The organism is candidate division TA06 bacterium (assembly GCA_016235665.1).
Taxonomy (GTDB): domain Bacteria; phylum Edwardsbacteria; class AC1; order AC1; family EtOH8; genus UBA5202.
In genome coordinates this window covers 123,547-139,699 of sequence record JACRJI010000013.1, presented here as the reverse complement: position 1 = coordinate 139,699, position 16,153 = coordinate 123,547, and the positions used below count along the sequence as shown (strand labels likewise).

The 16,153-nt window shown below is 52.5% G+C and carries 16 protein-coding genes; all 16 read right to left on the bottom strand.

Features of this window, described 5'->3' with window-relative positions; genetic code table 11:
• Positions 1–274: 274 nt before the first annotated feature.
• Positions 275–1,213, bottom strand: coding sequence for a diacylglycerol kinase family lipid kinase (locus tag HZA73_08635; GenBank protein ID MBI5806097.1), 939 nt, complete (start codon positions 1,211–1,213; stop codon positions 275–277).
• A gap of 67 nt (positions 1,214–1,280) precedes the next feature.
• Positions 1,281–1,643, bottom strand: coding sequence for a four helix bundle protein (locus HZA73_08630; protein MBI5806096.1), 363 nt, complete (start codon positions 1,641–1,643; stop codon positions 1,281–1,283).
• Between the two features lie 102 nt (positions 1,644–1,745).
• Positions 1,746–2,126 (bottom strand): RidA family protein, encoded by a 381-nt coding sequence (locus HZA73_08625; GenBank protein ID MBI5806095.1) that lies wholly within the window; start codon positions 2,124–2,126, stop codon positions 1,746–1,748.
• The gene (locus HZA73_08620; protein MBI5806094.1) at positions 2,127–4,181 is read right to left on the bottom strand and encodes a hypothetical protein; all 2,055 of its coding nucleotides are present in this window, start codon (positions 4,179–4,181) and stop codon (positions 2,127–2,129) included.
• A 60-nt stretch (positions 4,182–4,241) separates the two neighbouring features.
• The gene (locus HZA73_08615) at positions 4,242–6,278 is read right to left on the bottom strand and encodes a diguanylate cyclase (protein ID MBI5806093.1); all 2,037 of its coding nucleotides are present in this window, start codon (positions 6,276–6,278) and stop codon (positions 4,242–4,244) included.
• A 396-nt stretch (positions 6,279–6,674) separates the two neighbouring features.
• The gene (locus tag HZA73_08610) at positions 6,675–7,490 is read right to left on the bottom strand and encodes an undecaprenyl-diphosphate phosphatase (protein MBI5806092.1); all 816 of its coding nucleotides are present in this window, start codon (positions 7,488–7,490) and stop codon (positions 6,675–6,677) included.
• A 62-nt stretch (positions 7,491–7,552) separates the two neighbouring features.
• Positions 7,553–8,389: a geranylgeranylglycerol-phosphate geranylgeranyltransferase gene (locus HZA73_08605; GenBank protein MBI5806091.1), complete on the bottom strand. Its 837-nt coding sequence runs from the start codon at positions 8,387–8,389 to the stop codon at positions 7,553–7,555.
• Positions 8,390–8,494: 105 nt separating this feature from the next.
• On the bottom strand, positions 8,495–10,066 hold the full coding sequence (locus HZA73_08600) for a hypothetical protein (protein MBI5806090.1): 1,572 nt from the start codon (positions 10,064–10,066) through the stop codon (positions 8,495–8,497).
• Positions 10,067–10,231: 165 nt separating this feature from the next.
• Positions 10,232–10,966, bottom strand: a complete 735-nt coding sequence (locus HZA73_08595; protein ID MBI5806089.1) for an isoprenyl transferase — start codon at positions 10,964–10,966, stop codon at positions 10,232–10,234.
• Positions 10,967–11,241: 275 nt separating this feature from the next.
• Entirely contained in the window at positions 11,242–11,409 is a 168-nt protein-coding gene (locus tag HZA73_08590; protein ID MBI5806088.1) for a 4Fe-4S binding protein, read from the bottom strand.
• Between the two features lie 28 nt (positions 11,410–11,437).
• The gene (frr, locus tag HZA73_08585) at positions 11,438–11,995 is read right to left on the bottom strand and encodes a ribosome recycling factor (GenBank protein ID MBI5806087.1); all 558 of its coding nucleotides are present in this window, start codon (positions 11,993–11,995) and stop codon (positions 11,438–11,440) included.
• A 4-nt stretch (positions 11,996–11,999) separates the two neighbouring features.
• Positions 12,000–12,719, bottom strand: a complete 720-nt coding sequence (locus HZA73_08580) for a UMP kinase (GenBank protein ID MBI5806086.1) — start codon at positions 12,717–12,719, stop codon at positions 12,000–12,002.
• A 147-nt stretch (positions 12,720–12,866) separates the two neighbouring features.
• Positions 12,867–13,706 (bottom strand): elongation factor Ts, encoded by an 840-nt coding sequence (locus tag HZA73_08575; GenBank protein ID MBI5806085.1) that lies wholly within the window; start codon positions 13,704–13,706, stop codon positions 12,867–12,869.
• A 198-nt stretch (positions 13,707–13,904) separates the two neighbouring features.
• Complete coding sequence (gene rpsB, locus HZA73_08570; protein ID MBI5806084.1) at positions 13,905–14,861, bottom strand: 30S ribosomal protein S2; 957 nt, start codon at positions 14,859–14,861, stop codon at positions 13,905–13,907.
• Positions 14,862–15,021: 160 nt separating this feature from the next.
• The gene (gene rpsI, locus HZA73_08565) at positions 15,022–15,414 is read right to left on the bottom strand and encodes a 30S ribosomal protein S9 (protein MBI5806083.1); all 393 of its coding nucleotides are present in this window, start codon (positions 15,412–15,414) and stop codon (positions 15,022–15,024) included.
• A gap of 48 nt (positions 15,415–15,462) precedes the next feature.
• Positions 15,463–15,891, bottom strand: coding sequence for a 50S ribosomal protein L13 (gene rplM / locus HZA73_08560; GenBank protein MBI5806082.1), 429 nt, complete (start codon positions 15,889–15,891; stop codon positions 15,463–15,465).
• Positions 15,892–16,153: the final 262 nt, after the last annotated feature.

Below are 16,153 nucleotides of genomic sequence, written 5' to 3'. Positions count from 1 at the left end.
ATATTTTAGGTGGTCGCATTTTGCGACCACCCCGGCCTTTTCCGGATTCGTCAATTTAAACAGGAATGTTTATTGATAGTCTTTGATCTTTTATCAACATCGCGATGCCATGAATGACATCGCTGGATATCATCAAGTCTCGTTGAGACTAATACTGTAGGCCTCCACCGAGGTACTTCGGCACCGCTCAGCACAAGCCTTGATGGAAACCAGCGATAGCCTTTAGGCTATCGCTACCTTTAGCTAAAACACCATCCGTCAAGTCTCAAGGATCTCAGGAAAAACTTTTTAACTTATCCCCCACATCATCCTTACCCGCTATGCACTGGAGGGCCCTGGGGACGATGGAGATATCGAACCGGTTGACATAAGGCCACAGCTCTCCGTCCACCTGGGCCGACATCGGGGTTTCCGACTCCACCGTGACCCTGGTCAATTTGCCCATGGTCACCTGGCGGATGTCGGTATGCCTTCCCTTGAATGTCTTTGGAACATGCATAAAGAACTCCGGCCAGGTAAGTTTATGGATCAGGCAGAGGTCCAGCAGGCCGTCGTCCACCTTGGCCCCGGGGTTCAGGTAATACCCGCCGCCCACGCTCTTGCCGTTGGTGATCTCGGCCACCAGCGTCTGGTGCCAGACCTTGCCCTGTCCGAAGTCAAAGGACATCTTCTGGCCCTTGTAACGCAGCAGGGCCTTGACGGTGGCCCAAAGATACAGCTTCAGGTCCCGCAGGCCCTTGATCTTCAGCTTCTCTATTATCACCTCGCCGTCCAGGCCTATGCCCACGCAGTTGAAAAAGTAGCGTTCCAGCTTCTGCCCTCCGGGCAGCGGCGAGCTGACCGTTCCGGCATCCACCATCATGGTCTGCCGGTCCCTGATGGCCTCCACCGCCTGTGGTATGGAACGGCCGATCTTAAGCGACTTGGCAAAATCGTCGCCCGAGCCCAGGGGTATCATGCCGAACACCGCCTGGCTGCCCACCAAAGCCCCGGCCACTTCGCCGGCCAGCCCGTCGCCGCCGGCGGCAACGATGATCTGAAAACCGCGTTCAATGGCCTCCTTGGCCAGCCTGGCCCCGTCGCCCTCGTGGTCGGTCAGGGCCAGCTCAAAGTTCAACCCGTAGGCCGTGAACAGCGACTTGACCTGCTCGGCATGCCCGGCCGCCTCTCCGCCGTGGGCCTTGGGGTTCAGGATGATCTTGTGTCTTTGCACTACAACTCCCAGGAGTATCCACTATACAGTAGACACTATCCAGTAATGATAATTATTCTGTTAACAACTATGTCCCCATGTTCTTGATGATGCCTTGAATATAGCCTTCCAGCAGCCTGCTGACCTCTTCCAGAGAAAACAGCAGGTTTTCTGAATTGCCGTACCCCAGATCACCGGCCAGGATCAGGTAATATCTTGATTCTTCCAATGACCCCTGGGTGATGTTCATGTATCGCAGTTTGTCGGCCTTGCCCTTTTTCTTAAAACCCTCGGCAATATTGGCCGGAACAGAGATCATTGCCCGTCTCATTTGGGAAATCAAACAGTATATTTCCCTTCGAGGGAACCCCTCCGTATAGCGGTAAACATTTAGCGTCAATTGATGCGCTTTTTGCCAGACCAATACCTGGTTAAAACATTTTGCTCCCATACTCCATCCTTTCACTTTGACCATTTAGTGTCTACTGACTATTGAATAGTGAGTAGTGATTAGGAAAGGAGTATACCCGCTTTGGCTGACAGTATTCTGTGGTCAGATTTCCGCTATCGCTTCGATCTCGATCTTCGCATCCTTGGGCAGCCGGGCCACCTGGAAGGCCGAGCGGGCCGGGGGCGCTTGCTGGAAGTATTCGCCGTAGACCTCATTCATGGCGGCAAAGTCGTTCATGTCGGCCATAAAGACCGTGCACTTGATGACCTTCTTCATATTTGAGCCGCCGGCCTCCAGCACCGCCTTCAGGTTCTCCATCACCTGTTTGGTCTGGGCCTTGATGTCGCCCTCGACCAACTGGCCGGTCTTGGGGTCCAGCGGGATCTGGCCGGAGGTGAAGACCAGCTTGTTGTCAAATTCGATTCCCTGGGAATAGGGCCCGATGGCGCCCGGGGCTTTTTCTGTTTTGATGATCTGACGCATTTATATCTCCTTCAGTTTTGTTTGCTTCCTTTGGTCATTTATTTTATCGACATAATTTTCAACTATTAACAACGGTATTGCATCTTTAATAAAATCAGTATCAGTACGTTTAATTAGTATATCATATTGATGCTCTATCTCATAATCACTACCAACTGTTAACAATTTATTCATATATTCAATAATTTTCTCACTGGATTCTAAATAAGTGAAGTATTCTATACTCTCATTTAATTTTATGCCGTAAGAATAAAACGTTTTATCACCTTCAATTAACAAATTTGTCAGTCTTTTTTGAAATGCTTCTTTTATTTCTTTTTCTTTATTTAAATCACCACCAAGGAAAACACGTTTATTTTTAAGTATTAATAAATTATAGATGTCCTTTGTAAGATAAATATGATTTGTCCTCTTGATGCATTCAATGCCTAAATCAATATTATCTATATTTTCATTAATAATATAAAATAAGTGCCGATATAAATCTATTGTACTAATATTATTGCCGTATGAGCAAATTGCAATTATTAATGTATTTATATCATTACCCCCTTTAGGAATACCGTATCTAATCTGATCAATAAACGAATTTATTTTTCCCTCAGTATATACATTATCAATTATTCTATGGATTTTACTTTCACTGTTACCAACCTTTGATGTAATTATATTTTTTAAATCTTCCAACTCATAATCATTAAATATATTTTTGGCATACCGATAAATAAAATAGCTTTCCGTAACATGGTTATTCCAAATACCCTTTACATCAGGCTCTTGTAAAAAGCGTGATATGAAATTATTTTCTCTATTGCTTGTTGATATTTCCCATGTACCATCTTTATATATTAAAGTATTTGCTGTTAAATATTTAAAATATTTAATAACTGTGTTTATGTCATCGTCCGTCCGAACTAATATATTATTAAATTGTTCTTTTTTGCTAAAGGGTATATCATTAAATATTTCCAAATTATTTGCAAATATTTCGTAAATGTATTTATTTTCCTTATTTAATACAGTTATTGACACAAAATGAGGGAAATATAATTTATCTTTTAAACCATCCCATAATGCTTGAACATCGATTAATACTGACTTTATCTTTCTTGGCGTATCAACCCATGTTGTACATTTTAATAGTTCACTTTGTTCAACCTCTGTTAATGGATTAATTTCCGATAATTTTTTTATAAAAGTCTCCCTTATTTCGCTTTTTTCAATATGTATTGTAACTTCATTGTCAATTAATTTTTCCAGCTCGATATTGCTTGCTTGTATCCTGGTTTTATCGTAGCAAAGCACAACTATTATATTTGGCCAATTTAGAAATTCTCTTAATAAATTAAATACACAGCTTAATTCTTCATCAGTGCAACGGTCAAGATCGTCAACAATAATAATATATTTATTTTTAATATTTGTTTTTATATTTTCCTTGATATTTTCAAATGTATCGCGTTTTTTAAGTAAACTTAATAACTTTGTATATATTGTTTCCTTCTCATATATTTCAATTATTTTATCAAAATATTCACTTATATCTGCATTGGCATAATTCCCTTCGGCGAATGCCTCTTTTAAGGCTTTAACTAAAGTTTCTGGTGTAGCTCCGCTCCAATGCCATGGGTTGAAGTGTATGAATATATAATCTTTCGATATTTTACTTAATTCAGTTTCAACAATATTTATAATGCTTGTTTTACCAATGCCCCAAGCCCCATTGATACCTAAGATATAGGAGGTTTTACAATGGTTAATAAGCTTTATTCTTGCCTTTATTAAATCTATTAGATTAGCAACATTGTACTCATCGTAAGCCCTTACTTTTATTGGCCTGTTTGTTTTATCGTCATAATCAGCAAACACACCCTTACGTTTTTTACCAAATGTATTTATATTGCGAAACAAAACAATAACTTGAATCAGCCACAAAATCCATAAACCATAATACTTTAAAGGTTTCTGTTGTATTAACCATAAAAGGGTGAAGCTACATATAAGTAATGCAATTGCATGCATATGTTTAAATATGAAATATTTTATTTTCTTCATTCTATCCTCTAAAATAAACTATCAGCATATGCTTTATCATAATGACACAACAATTATTTGCTATTGTTTACTGGTTTCTTTTGTAATGTTCACGTATCTCACCACCCGGTTCCTCCCCGCCTTCTTGGCTGCATACAGCGCCTCGTCGGCGGCCTTGATCAGATCCGGCTTGTTGTTGGAATCCTGGGGATACGAGGCCACTCCCAGGCTTACCGTCACCGGCAGTTCCCCGGCGGTGGTGGAGAATTTTTCGTTCCCGATGGCCTGCCTCAACCCTTCGGCCAGGACCTCGGCCTCCTTGTCGGTCCTGCCCGGCCACACCGCTATGAACTCCTCCCCGCCGTAGCGGGCCACGAAGTCATACTTGGAAATGTTGGCCTTCAGCCGGGCCGCCACTTCCTTAAGCACCGCGTCGCCGATGGGGTGCCCGTAATTGTCGTTAAGCTTTTTAAAGAAGTCGATATCGAAAAGCGCCACCCCCACCGGCTTGCCGTCTGACTTGGCCAGGGTCTCGGCCAGGTAATCCTGGAAACGGCGGTGGTTGGCCAGCCCCGTCAGGCCGTCGCGGATGGCCATCTGCTCCTTCTCCTGGTAGAGGGCCGCGCTGCGCAGGGCCAGCGAGAACTGGCTTAAAAGAATATGCAGGGTCTCGGCCTCGGCCTCAAAGGCGTATGGTTTGCGGCTTTCCAGCACCAGGATGTAATGGCAGACACCTTCGTATGTCAACGGCGCGGCCAGCACCGAGCGGAACCCGTGGTCCTGCCTCTCCTCCCGGCTGAACCGGAACAGGCCCAGCGAGCGGCGGTAAAAATCGTCCACCTTGCGCCATTCCAGGATGCGCACAGTCTGTTCGCATAAGGTGCCGGAGATGTCCAGTTCCGTCCCCGGGGCCGGGAACCCGGCGGCGGCCGGCTCGGCCAGCAGCACCCGGCAGATATCGCCGGACTCCGGCACCTGCAGCAGTACCAGGTGGTCGCAGGGAACCAGCTCGGGGATCAGCTTTCCCATGATCTCTATCACCTCGTCCACCCTCAGCCGGTTGGCCATCTGCTCCAGGTAGCGGTTCCATTCCTTAAGCCGCTCCCCCTCCAGCCCCAGGGCCGAATGGCTCTGGTGGAGGATCATCAGCCGGGCCGCCTCCTCGGCGAAGCCGGCCAGCAGGGCCTTGGAACCTTCGTTGAAATGGTTCTCATCCTCGCTGTCGGCCACTGCGATCCCCTCCACCCGGTTCTCCATGATGATGGGCACGGCCAGAAGGGATCTGAGCGGCTCGGACCTGGCGTAATATCCCAGGTCCTTGGAATCCTTGGAAAAGACCGGATAGAGCAGGGCCTGTTTTTCCTTGACCACCCAGCCCAAAATCCCCTTCTGGGCGTCCAGAGCCGCTTCCTTGATGATCTCGGCGCTGTAGCTGCGGCAGGCCGCTAGTTTAAGGTAATTGGCCGAAGGGTCCAGCCGGAAAAAGGCGGCCGTCTTGGCGCCCAGGCTGGCGTGCATCAGCGAGGCCAGGGACTGCAGGTCGTTCTTCAGTTCTGATGACGGGACAAGGGCCTCCCGCTCCGGTTCATCCTCCTGGTTTTGGGCCGGCGAGAAACTGCGCTTCAGCAAAAGCCTGCCCACTGTAAAAGCCGAGACCAGGAACAGCAGCAGCCCGCCCAGCCGGTACAGGGCCGGTCCCGGGATCATCTGATGGAACCAGGCGGATCCGCCCTCGGTCAGCAGCAGGATGGCCGGGGCCAGGAGCTGCCATTTCTCCTCAGCCCGGTAAAGCGCCAGCAGGGTCAGAAGGAGATAGGTGAACAGCCAGGGTGAGTTCAAGCCCCCTGTCTGCTGCACGGCCATGACGGTGACGGCGGTCAGCAGCAGCAGGGTCCACAGCTGCCAGCGCTGGCGGCTCTCCCGGCTGACGGTCCGCCAGATCAGGGTCGCGTAAACCGCTGATAGGATCAGTGCCCAAAGGATCCCGGGAGTGGTCGGCCATGCCGCCGGTTCGGGGTCGTTGGTCCGGTAAAAAGCCCCGGTGATGGCCACGGCGATCAGGGCGCCGGCTATTATCAGAAGCCCTATCTTCAGCGGATTTGTTTTTTGTTTTTTCATTTATTATTTATTTCATTTTTCAATCCGCAGATTTCGCAGACGTCGTCATGAGCGTCAACCGAATGACACACGCAGATTGCATTAATTTTAGTTACGGATATCGGCTAATAAACAGGCATCACACCTGGTATGTCGCATTAAAACGATCAGTGAGCACCGCAGTTGATGACGGAAAAAGCTTGTCTGGTCTGTTTGAGGGCTTGGCCAAAGCCCGAGTTCAGACAAGCCCGCCGGCAACGAGAAGCGCAACGCTGGCCCGCTGAAGCCCTGCTTGCCAGCAGAAGCTATGCGTAGACAGGGCGTAAGCGTGGCCCGGAGAGTTTTAAGCGACGAGCTTTTTCTTTTGGTTCTTTGCTTTTTGGCGGTACAAAAAGAAAAGAACATAAGTGATCGCTACTACTTGACTAACGCAAACCAAACCAAGCCGGCCAAGCCCACCGCCCAGCAGTAATAGGCAAAATATTCCAGCCGGCCTTTTTTGACAAGATGCAGCATTACCTTGATGGCCCAGTAACCTGACAATGCTGCGGCAATGGCCCCCACTGTGATCATTAACAGCTCAGAGGACGGCAGGCCGGTCTCCAGCATGTCCTTCAGTTTGACCACCCCGGCCCCCAGGATGATGGGAATGGACAAAAGGAACGAGAACTCGGCCGCCTTCTCCTGTTTCATCCTGGTGAAGATCCCGGCGGCAATGGTGCTGCCCGAGCGCGACACTCCCGGCAGTATGGCCACCGCCTGGGCCAGGCCGATGACCAGGGCCCGCCACCAGTTGATCTTCCCTTCTTGGCTTTTTACAAAGCGGGTCAAAAACAGGATGGTCCCGGTGACCAGCAGAAAGGCCGAGACCGCTATGGGGCTGGCAAAGGCCTGCTCGATGACGTCGTCAAACTTGTAGCCGATGAAGGCCGCCGGGATGGTGGCCAGGATCAGCAGCAGGGAAAGCCGCAGGTTGTCGTCGGTGAAGTGCCAGCCTTCCTGGTAATACATCCGCCCCGTGAAGACCGACTTGATCAGTTTCCATATCTTGAGGCGAAAGAAGATCACCACCGCCAGCAGCGTCCCCAGGTGCACGAAGACCTCGAACCTCAAATTATCGCCGGACAATCCGAACAGTCTTTCGGCCAGGGCCAGATGCCCGGAACTGGACACCGGCAGGAATTCGGTCAGCCCCTGGATCAGCCCCAGTATCAGCGCTTGGAATATAGACATAATATCAGTTCAATCTTAAAGTATTTAATTTTTGATTTTTTATATTTGCTATTTGCATTCGGTTAAAGTCCCAGGCTGATGGCCATGATCCCCACCAGCATCACTATCTTCATGAAAAAGCTTATCCGGGCCAGGTCCTCGTCCCGGGGGACGGTCAAAAGTTTCATGATCATCATGGCCAGCATCAGGTCCACTCCCAGGATCACGGCCAGCAGGTAACGGATGTTGTAAATGCCCAGCAGATAAGGGACCGGGGTCAGGGTTATCAGGACCATCAGCACCGCCGCCGCCAGCTTAAGTGACCTCTCCGCCCCCCAGGTTATGGGCAGGGTCCTGGCGCCCTGCGACAGGTCCCCGCTCCGGTCCTGAACGTCCTTGATGATCTCCCGTGACAGGTGCATCAGAAAGGCGAACCCGGCCGGGAAAAGTGAGATCCCCACATTCTCCACTGTCAGCCCGCCGTAGACAAAGGCCAGCCCGCAGACCAGCGCCACAGCCAGATTTCCGGACAGCCCCATCCTTTTGCCCCGGGCGGCGTAGAGCCACAACAGGACTGAGACTGTCAGCGCCAGCAGCAACGGTTTGATGCCGATGAAATAAGCCAGGGCCAGTCCCAAAATGATTTCAGCTGATCCCAGATAAACTGCTGTTCTATATTGGAGCAAACCAGATGGCAATGGTCTTTGGGGCCGGTTGATCTTGTCGATCTCAAGATCGTAATAATCGTTGAGGCTGTTGCCCCCGGAGGCTATCAGCATGGCCGAGACCACCGCCATGACGATACCCGAGGCATGCGCTTTGAGCCCATAGCCTGAAGTTCCCACCAGCACCGAAAGTCCGGTGATGGCCACGTTCCCGGGACGGGATAGTTTTATGGCAGCGGTTATCTTATTTAGCACGTTTCTTTTTGACAGGATTTACATGATTTTTTATTTACACCGGCGACAAAATAACACTAAACTCAATCCTTCCCTCTCCGAAGCGGGGAGGGACAAAGGGAGGGGTCAGTAATCCAGCTTTAAACTTATCTCCGCTCCCCGGTCATTGAACCCCAGTCCCGCCAGGTTGCCGGGATCTTTGGTATAAGCCAGCCAGAATTTGGCGTCAAAGACCACCCAGTGCCAGGGCTGCCAGCTGAAGTACAGAGCCCCAAGGTCCCGCCGCTGGATGGTTCCGGTCAAAAAGCCAGTGCTCAGGGCCACCGTGTCTGTTCCCAATACCCCGCCGGTGGTATACGGGTCGCCGTCAACGTAAATGATCTGGTTCCCGTAGATCAGGCTGTCAGAGATGCTTCCCTGGCCGTGCCGTTCCAGCGTGTACTCCAGACCCAGGTTGAACCGGGGATGTAATCTGTGTTCCAGCTTCAGGTCAAACAGGTCGGCATCGGTGCCGATAAAGTGGCCGATGATGCTCAGGCTGTCGCCGCCGGCATAGCGGTTGGCGAACCTGCGGTGGCCGTAGACCCATTTCTGGTTCCCGGCGTATTCCATCTTGACATCGGTGTCGGGCAGGCCCAGCGGGTCGGCCAGGTGGAACCCGGCCAGAAAACCCAGTTTCTGAGGGGCCGGAGGGTCCTGCTCGTACTGGACATCATCCATCAGCAGTTCGCCGTAGACCTTGCAGCCGTTAAAGGCGTTCCAGGCGGCATCGGCCGCCCACACCACGTTGTCGTCCTCCCGCTCGTTCCACTGGGTACCGTAGAACGGGAGCAGGGGATTGATGTATACCGGGTCTATGTTCTTGGCCTTGTAGATCACCACTTCGGAAACCCCCAGATCCAGGCTCTTGAACAGTCTGAAGGTGGCCCGATGCCCGGAAAAGAAGCGCTGCTGCTCGGTGCCCAGTATCCCGGCGAAGGATTCCAGGCCGACACGTTTGTAATCAACTTTGAGGTTCAAGGCGTCAAAAGCTGGTGCGTTGTCCGAGACCAGCAGGGTGCCCACCCGGCCCGGCCCCCACCAGTGCTGCTGCCGGCCCAATGTGACATAGAGCCAGGGCAGCTTGACCCGGAAATACGACCAGTCTATCACTAACTTTCCTCCCCGCCAGGCGGTCTGGGTGGCCGAGGTCTTCTCCACCTTGGCGTTCTCCTTTTCCACCAGGAACGACAGCCTCTGGTCAAAGATCATTGTCCCCTTGATACTGCCGCCGAAATCCACCTGTCCGGTCAGCGAATAGCGGGGAGCGCCTAAATTACTGATCTCGTCCCTGGGCCAAAGCGCCCCGTCGGCATTGAATGTCAGGTTCTCGTCGCCCACGGACAACAGGTCCTTTTCCACCAGCCGGGGTTTCGCGGGTTCGGCCAGGAACTCCTGGGAAAGCCTGTCCCAGTTGTATTGGTCGGCCGTTGAAAGGGTCACCTGGTTAGAGGAAACGACCTCCTTCATTTTACCCAATACAGCGGCGACCTGGCCGTAGTTATAGGGCCGTGTGGCCGGAAGCACCAGCCAGCCCCTGGCTTCGAACCTCTGCAGTACCGGATAAGCCCAGTGTTTAAGGTCCAAGTCTTTGGAATCTTCGGCCCAAAGCGAACCAAATGACAATAGCAAGAATAGAGCAAAAATGGCTTTTTTCATTATATCCCTTTAAGTAGTTTAACATTTAAAAATACCACATATAACCCCTTGTTTGCAAGAGATTTATTGAGAAAAAAGAAAAAATCGGACTGCATCTAAATCAGCCCGATTTATTAACGGTAAATATCCAATTTTTAGCCTTTAGACGTTAAGAAATTAATTCAGCTACACCTTTCCGAACCTTCTCTCCCTCTGCTGGTACTCCACCAGTGCCCGGTACAAGTCCTCTTCCCCGAAATCCGGCCACAGAACTTCGGTGAAATAATACTCGGCATAGGCCGCCTGCCAGATCAGAAAGTTGGAAAGCCGGCTCTCGCCCGAGGTCCTGATGATCAGGTCCGGGTCCGGCACCTCCGGGTGGTACAGGTATCTTTGGATCAACTGCTCATCTATCTTCCCGGCCTGCACCTTATGGGCAAAGAGGTCATGCGACATCTTTTTGAAGGCGTCCACCAATTCGGCCCGGCCGCCGTAGGAAAGCGCCAGGTTCAGCACCAGCCCCTTGTTGTGCCTGGTGCGGGCGATGGAGTCCTCCAGTATCCTGCGGGCATTGTCCTCCAGGTCGGCGGTGCGGCCGGTGGTGATTATCTTCACCCTCTTGGTGTCCAGCTCGTCCACTTCTTTGACCAGGTATTCCCGCAGGATCTTCATCAGGCCGGAAACCTCGGCCCTGGGGCGCAGCCAGTTCTCCACCGAGAAGGCGTAGAGCGTCAGGTATTTGACGCCGATCTGGCCGCTGGCGTTGACGATGGTCTTCACCGACCTCATACCGGCCCGGTGCCCGGCCAGCCGGGGCAGGCCGCGCTTTTTGGCCCAGCGCCCGTTGCCGTCCATGATCACCGCCACATGGACCGGCAGGCGCTTTAGTTGGTGGGTTTCCCCTGCGATGGAAATCTTCATGACAAATCAAATGGTAAATTGGATGCTCTGCAGTATTTTTAGACACTGCAGGACACTGCTGGACTCCATAAATCATAGGGTTTTTACAGAATGTGAGACCGGTGCCGGACAAAATCAGTATACCGTCAGTGGATTCAGTGTCAGGTAATTCCTCTCGAGTTGATGCATCAAGGCGCCTCCGCTTTAAAAGGGAGCGGGCTTTTCAACTGACAGGGTAAAGCCTGTATCCCCAGGGGAAGCGCCTTAAAAAACAAAGGCCGGAGAGCTTAAATGAATCAAGCTTCCTTGATGGCGTTGACCGGGCAGGAATCCACGCAGGCTCCGCAGTCCACGCAGTCCTCGGTTATCTCGAACTTATCCTCACCTTCCACTATGGCTCCGTTGGGACAGGAATCTACGCAGCTGCCGCAGGCTACGCAATCATCGCTGATGACAAATGGCATTTTGCTTGTTCTCCTTGTTTGGGCTGTCTTATACTTCCATTATCTCTTTTTCTTTTTTCTTGAGCAGCTCCTCCAGCTGGGCTATGTGCTTGTCGGTCATCTCCTGGATCTTGTCATGGGCGGTCTTGCTTTCGTCCTCGGAGATCTTCTTGTCCTTCTCCAGCTTCTTGACCTCTTCATTTGACTCCCGGCGGATGTTACGAACCGCCACCCGGCTCTCCTCGGCCATCTTTTTGACCACCTTCACCAGATCGTGGCGCCGTTCCTCGGTCAGGGTGGGGATGGGCAGCCGGATCACCTTGCCGTCGTTGGCCGGTGTCAGTCCCAGATCCGACTTGAGGATGGCCTTTTCTATCTCGCCCAGCACACTCTTGTCCCAGGGCTGGATCAGAAGCAGCCTGGACTCGGGCACTGAGATGCCGGCCACCTGATTCAAGGGGGTCAGGGCGCCGTAGCAGAGCACTTTGATCCCGTCCAGCAGGGCCGGATTGGCCCGCCCGGTGCGGATCCCGGCGAATTCGTTCTTTAGTACTTCGGCCGCCTTGTCCATTTTGTGTCCCAGGTCCTGATAAACTTTCTGCAGCATGTCGTCACTCCTTAACTGTTGTTCCCAGGTTTTCCCCCAGTAAAATCTTTTTTAGGGTCCCGGGGTGGTTAAGATTGAATACTATGATGGGCATGGAATTTTCCCGGCATAACGAAACCGCGGTGGCGTCCATCACCTTCAACTGGTCAGCCAGCACCTTTTCGTAGCTCAGTGAATCGTATCGCACGGCCTTATTGTTCTTCAAGGGATCGCAGTCGTAGACCCCGTCCACCTTGGTGCCCTTGAATATTGCCTGGGCTCCGATCTCCACCGCCCTAAGGGCGGCGGCGGTGTCGGTGGAAAAGTATGGGTTACCGGTGCCGGCCGCCATTATCACCACCCGGCCCTTGTCCAGATGGCGCAAGGCCCGCCGCCGTATGAAGGGCTCGGCGAATTTGGGCATGTCCACGGCGGTCATCACCCTGGTCTGGCATCCCAGATGCTCCAGCATGCTCTGCAGGGCCAGCGAATTGATGACGGTTCCCAGCATCCCGATGTTATCGGCGGTCACCCGGGGGATGCTGTCGTTCTTCAGACATCCGCCCCGCATCAGGTTGCCGCCCCCTATAACCACGCCCACCGATATCCCCAGCTCCTTTACCGAAAGGACCTCCCCGGCTATCCGTTCCACCGAGGGAATGTCCAGACCCTGGCCGGCCGCGCCGCCCAGGGTCTCTCCGGAAAGCTTCAGTAAAATCCTTTGATATTTAAGAGCCTTTTCCAACTTTGGTCCCCCTTGTTATGGGTGGTAGAACATCAAATGGGGCAGGAAACACGCCAGGGGAGTAATTTGTTTCAGGCTTCGACCGGATTAGTGTTTTTTTCGTAAAAAATCCGGTTAATCATGTAAATCCTGTCTGGTCTTTGGCAGTTATTCCCCCAGGCGGAAACGGATGAAGCGCTTGACTTCCAGGGCCGCCCCGGCCTTGGCGGCTGTTTCCTTGACCGTGGCCTCCACGCTCTTCTGGGGATCCTTGACGTAAGCCTGTTCCACCAGGCAGACCTCGGAGTAGAATTTTTCTATCTTGCCGTTCACGATCTTTTCAACCACGTTCTCCGGCTTGCCGGCGCCCCGCACCTGCTCCTGGTAGATGGCCTTTTCCTTTTCCAGCACCTCGGCCGGAACCTGCTTGCGGGAAAGCCACTGGGGAGAAGAGGCCGCCACCTGCATGGCCAGATCCCGGGCCAGGGCCTTGACCTCCGGCGAGTTGCCTCCGTCCAGTTCCACCAGCACCCCCAGCTTGCTGCCCAGATGCAGGTAGCCTTCCACCAGACCCGTTTGGCTGTGGATCTTCTCGCCCCGCTTGAACTGGCAGTTCTCGCCCACCTTGGCGACCGTCAGTTTCACCTGTTCCAGCTGCTCCGGGGCTAGATCGGCGGCGGTCAGGGTTTCCTTGTTCTGTCCCAGGGCCCACTGAGCAAGGCTTTTGACCAGACCCTTGAACTGTTCGGTCTTGGCCACGAAATCTGTCTCGCAATTGACTTCTATCATCACGGCGGTCTTACCGTCGGAGGCGATCTCGATCCCGATCAAACCGTCGGCGGTGGCCCGGCCGGCTTTCTTTTCGGCCATGGCCAGGCCCTTTTTACGCAGGTATTCCACGGCCTCTTCTACGTTCCCGTTTGAAGAAGTGAGGGCCTCCTTGCAGACCATCATCCCGACCCCGGTCTTTTCCCGGAGCTTTTTTACGTCTTCGGCAGTAAAGGACATTTTATATCCAGATTTGAAATTATTGAATTGGAGTTGTTGAAATTATATTACTATTAGGTATTCCCGGGGATAGACAGGATGAACATGATTTCACGGGATTGATCACAAACTAAAATTAAAATCCTGTAAATCCTGTCAACGGTATCTTAGTTTTATTGCCTGCTGGGCATCCCCGAATGATTTGATGATCAAATGGGCTTATTTCTTCTCTTCGGCCTTGTGGGAGGCATGGGCCACCGGCTTGGGTGAATGAGCCCCTCCGGTCCTGGGTCCGCTTCCCCCGCGGCCGGGGGAGGATTGTCCGTCACGGCGGGGGCCCGAGCCCCGGTTATCTCCGCCCCGGCCGTCATTGCTCCGGCCGGTCTGGGGCCTGGGGGGACGGCGGTCCGAAAGATGCCGTTTGGGGGCGGCGGCTCCGCCCGGAGCTTCCTTGCCCTCGGCTGCCGACTGGTGATGGGCTTCCTGCTCCTTCTGGAACCTGGCCCGCCCGTCGATGATGGCGTCGGCCACCAGGGCGGTGATCAGCTTGATGGAGCGCAGGGCGTCGTCGTTGGCCGGAATGGGATAGGTGATACCGTCGGGATCAACGTTGGTGTCCACCATGGCCACCACTGGCACTTCCAGCCTGGTGGCCTCGGCTATGGCCAGCTTCTCCTTTTTGCAGTCCACCACGAAAACCACACCCGGCAGCCGGTGCATTTCCTTGACGCCGCAGAGCACGGTCTCCAGTTTCTTCTGCTCCCGTTCCAGGCCCAGGATCTCCTTTTTGGTATATCCGGCAAAATTGGCTTCCGACAGTTTGTCCAAATCTTTTAACCGGCGGATGCTTTTCTGGATGGTGGCGAAGTTGGTCAGCAGTCCGCCCAGCCAGCGTTCCGCCACATAGTGCATCTGGCAGCGCATAGCCTCTTCCCTGATGACGTCGGCCGCCTGTTTCTTGGTGCCCACGAACATGAACTCTTCGCCCTGCTCGGCCAGCTTGCTGATGGTATTGAGCGAGGTCTCCAGGCATTTCATGGTCTTCTGCAGGTCGATGATGTGGATGCCGTCGCGCTCATCAAAGATGAACTTCTTCATCTTGGGGTTCCAGCGGGGAGCCTGGTGGCCGAAATGGACTCCGGCCTCCAGCAGGTCTTTGATGGTGTAATTGGCCAAGTAAAGATCCTCCTGATTTTTTGTTGGTTGTTCCTCCGCCCGAAACCGGACAGGATCACCTGAGGCCTTTGGCCGCCGGTGACACCCCCGCCCGGGGATTTGATCGGACGTGTGTGATAAAGCTTACAGCCTTAGGCTTAAAGCTGTAAGCTCGTTGATATTAACGCTTGGAGAACTGGAAGCGCTTGCGGGCCTTTTTCTGTCCGTATTTCTTGCGCTCTTTTTCCCGGGGATCGCGGGTCAGCAGGCCGTTGGATTTAAGCGGTGGCCGCATTTCCTGGGAGGCCAACAGCAGGGCCCGGGAGATGCCCAAAGTAAGGGCTCCGGCCTGGCCGGCTATGCCTCCGCCGTCCACCTTGGCAGTGATGTCGTACTTGCCTACGGTAGCGGTCAGCTCAAAGGGCCGCTTGACCTGCATCACCAAGGTGGGCCGGCAAAGGTAATCCTCGCAGGTCCTCTCGTTGATGATGATCTTCCCCTGGCCGGGAACCATTTTAACCTGGGCCACCGAACGTTTGCGTCTTCCGGTTGCTTTGAAAACAGCCTGGTCCATTGAACCTCCTAATATTTTATGGGGTAGAGGAATTTTACTGTAAAAAGATTACAGGGTCACTGCCTTGGGGCCCTGGGCGGCGTGGGGATGCTCGTCCCCGGCGTAGACATGCAGTTTGCTGAAATTGGAGCGGGCCAGGGTGGTCTTGGGCAGCATACCCTTGACCGCCAGTTCTATCACCTTCTCCGGCCGCTGAACCATCAGGTCCTGGTACTTGTCGGTCCGCAGGCCGCCCTGAAAACCGCTGTGGCGCTTAAGCGTCTTGTTCTGCAGTTTGCTGCCGGTCAGCCGCACCTTGGCCGCGTTGACGATCACCACGTGATCGCCGCAGTCCAGATTGGGGGTATATTGCGGCTTGCCCTTGCCCCGCAGCACATGGGCCACCTTGGATGCCAGCCGCCCCAGCGGGATCCCGCTGGCATCGACCAGAAACCATTTTTGATCCAGTTCGCCCTTTTTGGCTACATAGGTCTTCATAGATATCTTTGGTCCTCCTGAATTAGCTAATTATAAGCCCCCAAAGCTGTTATATATTCAAGGGCTGGTTTTCCAGTAAAGATAGTAAGTATATCTAAAAAATATATATTTGTCAAGTGTTAAAATCAACTTTGCCCGTCGCCCCTATTGCTTTAATGACATCAGGTTAGGGCTTAAGAATAAAAAGACGCCGGGATTTTGTCCCGGCGTCCCTTAAAAAAATTATTTTCTGGTATATTGCCTATTGATGACGATCTGTTGA

Coding starts and splice junctions, on each gene's coding strand:
- HZA73_08630 (MBI5806096.1), bottom strand. CDS start 1,643: ATGGGAGCAAAATGTTTTAACCAGGTATTGGTCTGGCAAAAAGCGCAT.
- HZA73_08625 (MBI5806095.1), bottom strand. CDS start 2,126: ATGCGTCAGATCATCAAAACAGAAAAAGCCCCGGGCGCCATCGGGCCC.
- HZA73_08620 (MBI5806094.1), bottom strand. CDS start 4,181: ATGAAGAAAATAAAATATTTCATATTTAAACATATGCATGCAATTGCA.
- HZA73_08615 (MBI5806093.1), bottom strand. CDS start 6,278: ATGAAAAAACAAAAAACAAATCCGCTGAAGATAGGGCTTCTGATAATA.
- HZA73_08610 (MBI5806092.1), bottom strand. CDS start 7,490: ATGTCTATATTCCAAGCGCTGATACTGGGGCTGATCCAGGGGCTGACC.
- HZA73_08600 (MBI5806090.1), bottom strand. CDS start 10,066: ATGAAAAAAGCCATTTTTGCTCTATTCTTGCTATTGTCATTTGGTTCG.
- HZA73_08595 (MBI5806089.1), bottom strand. CDS start 10,966: ATGAAGATTTCCATCGCAGGGGAAACCCACCAACTAAAGCGCCTGCCG.
- HZA73_08590 (MBI5806088.1), bottom strand. CDS start 11,409: ATGCCATTTGTCATCAGCGATGATTGCGTAGCCTGCGGCAGCTGCGTA.
- frr (MBI5806087.1), bottom strand. CDS start 11,995: ATGCTGCAGAAAGTTTATCAGGACCTGGGACACAAAATGGACAAGGCG.
- HZA73_08575 (MBI5806085.1), bottom strand. CDS start 13,706: ATGTCCTTTACTGCCGAAGACGTAAAAAAGCTCCGGGAAAAGACCGGG.
- rpsI (MBI5806083.1), bottom strand. CDS start 15,414: ATGGACCAGGCTGTTTTCAAAGCAACCGGAAGACGCAAACGTTCGGTG.
- rplM (MBI5806082.1), bottom strand. CDS start 15,891: ATGAAGACCTATGTAGCCAAAAAGGGCGAACTGGATCAAAAATGGTTT.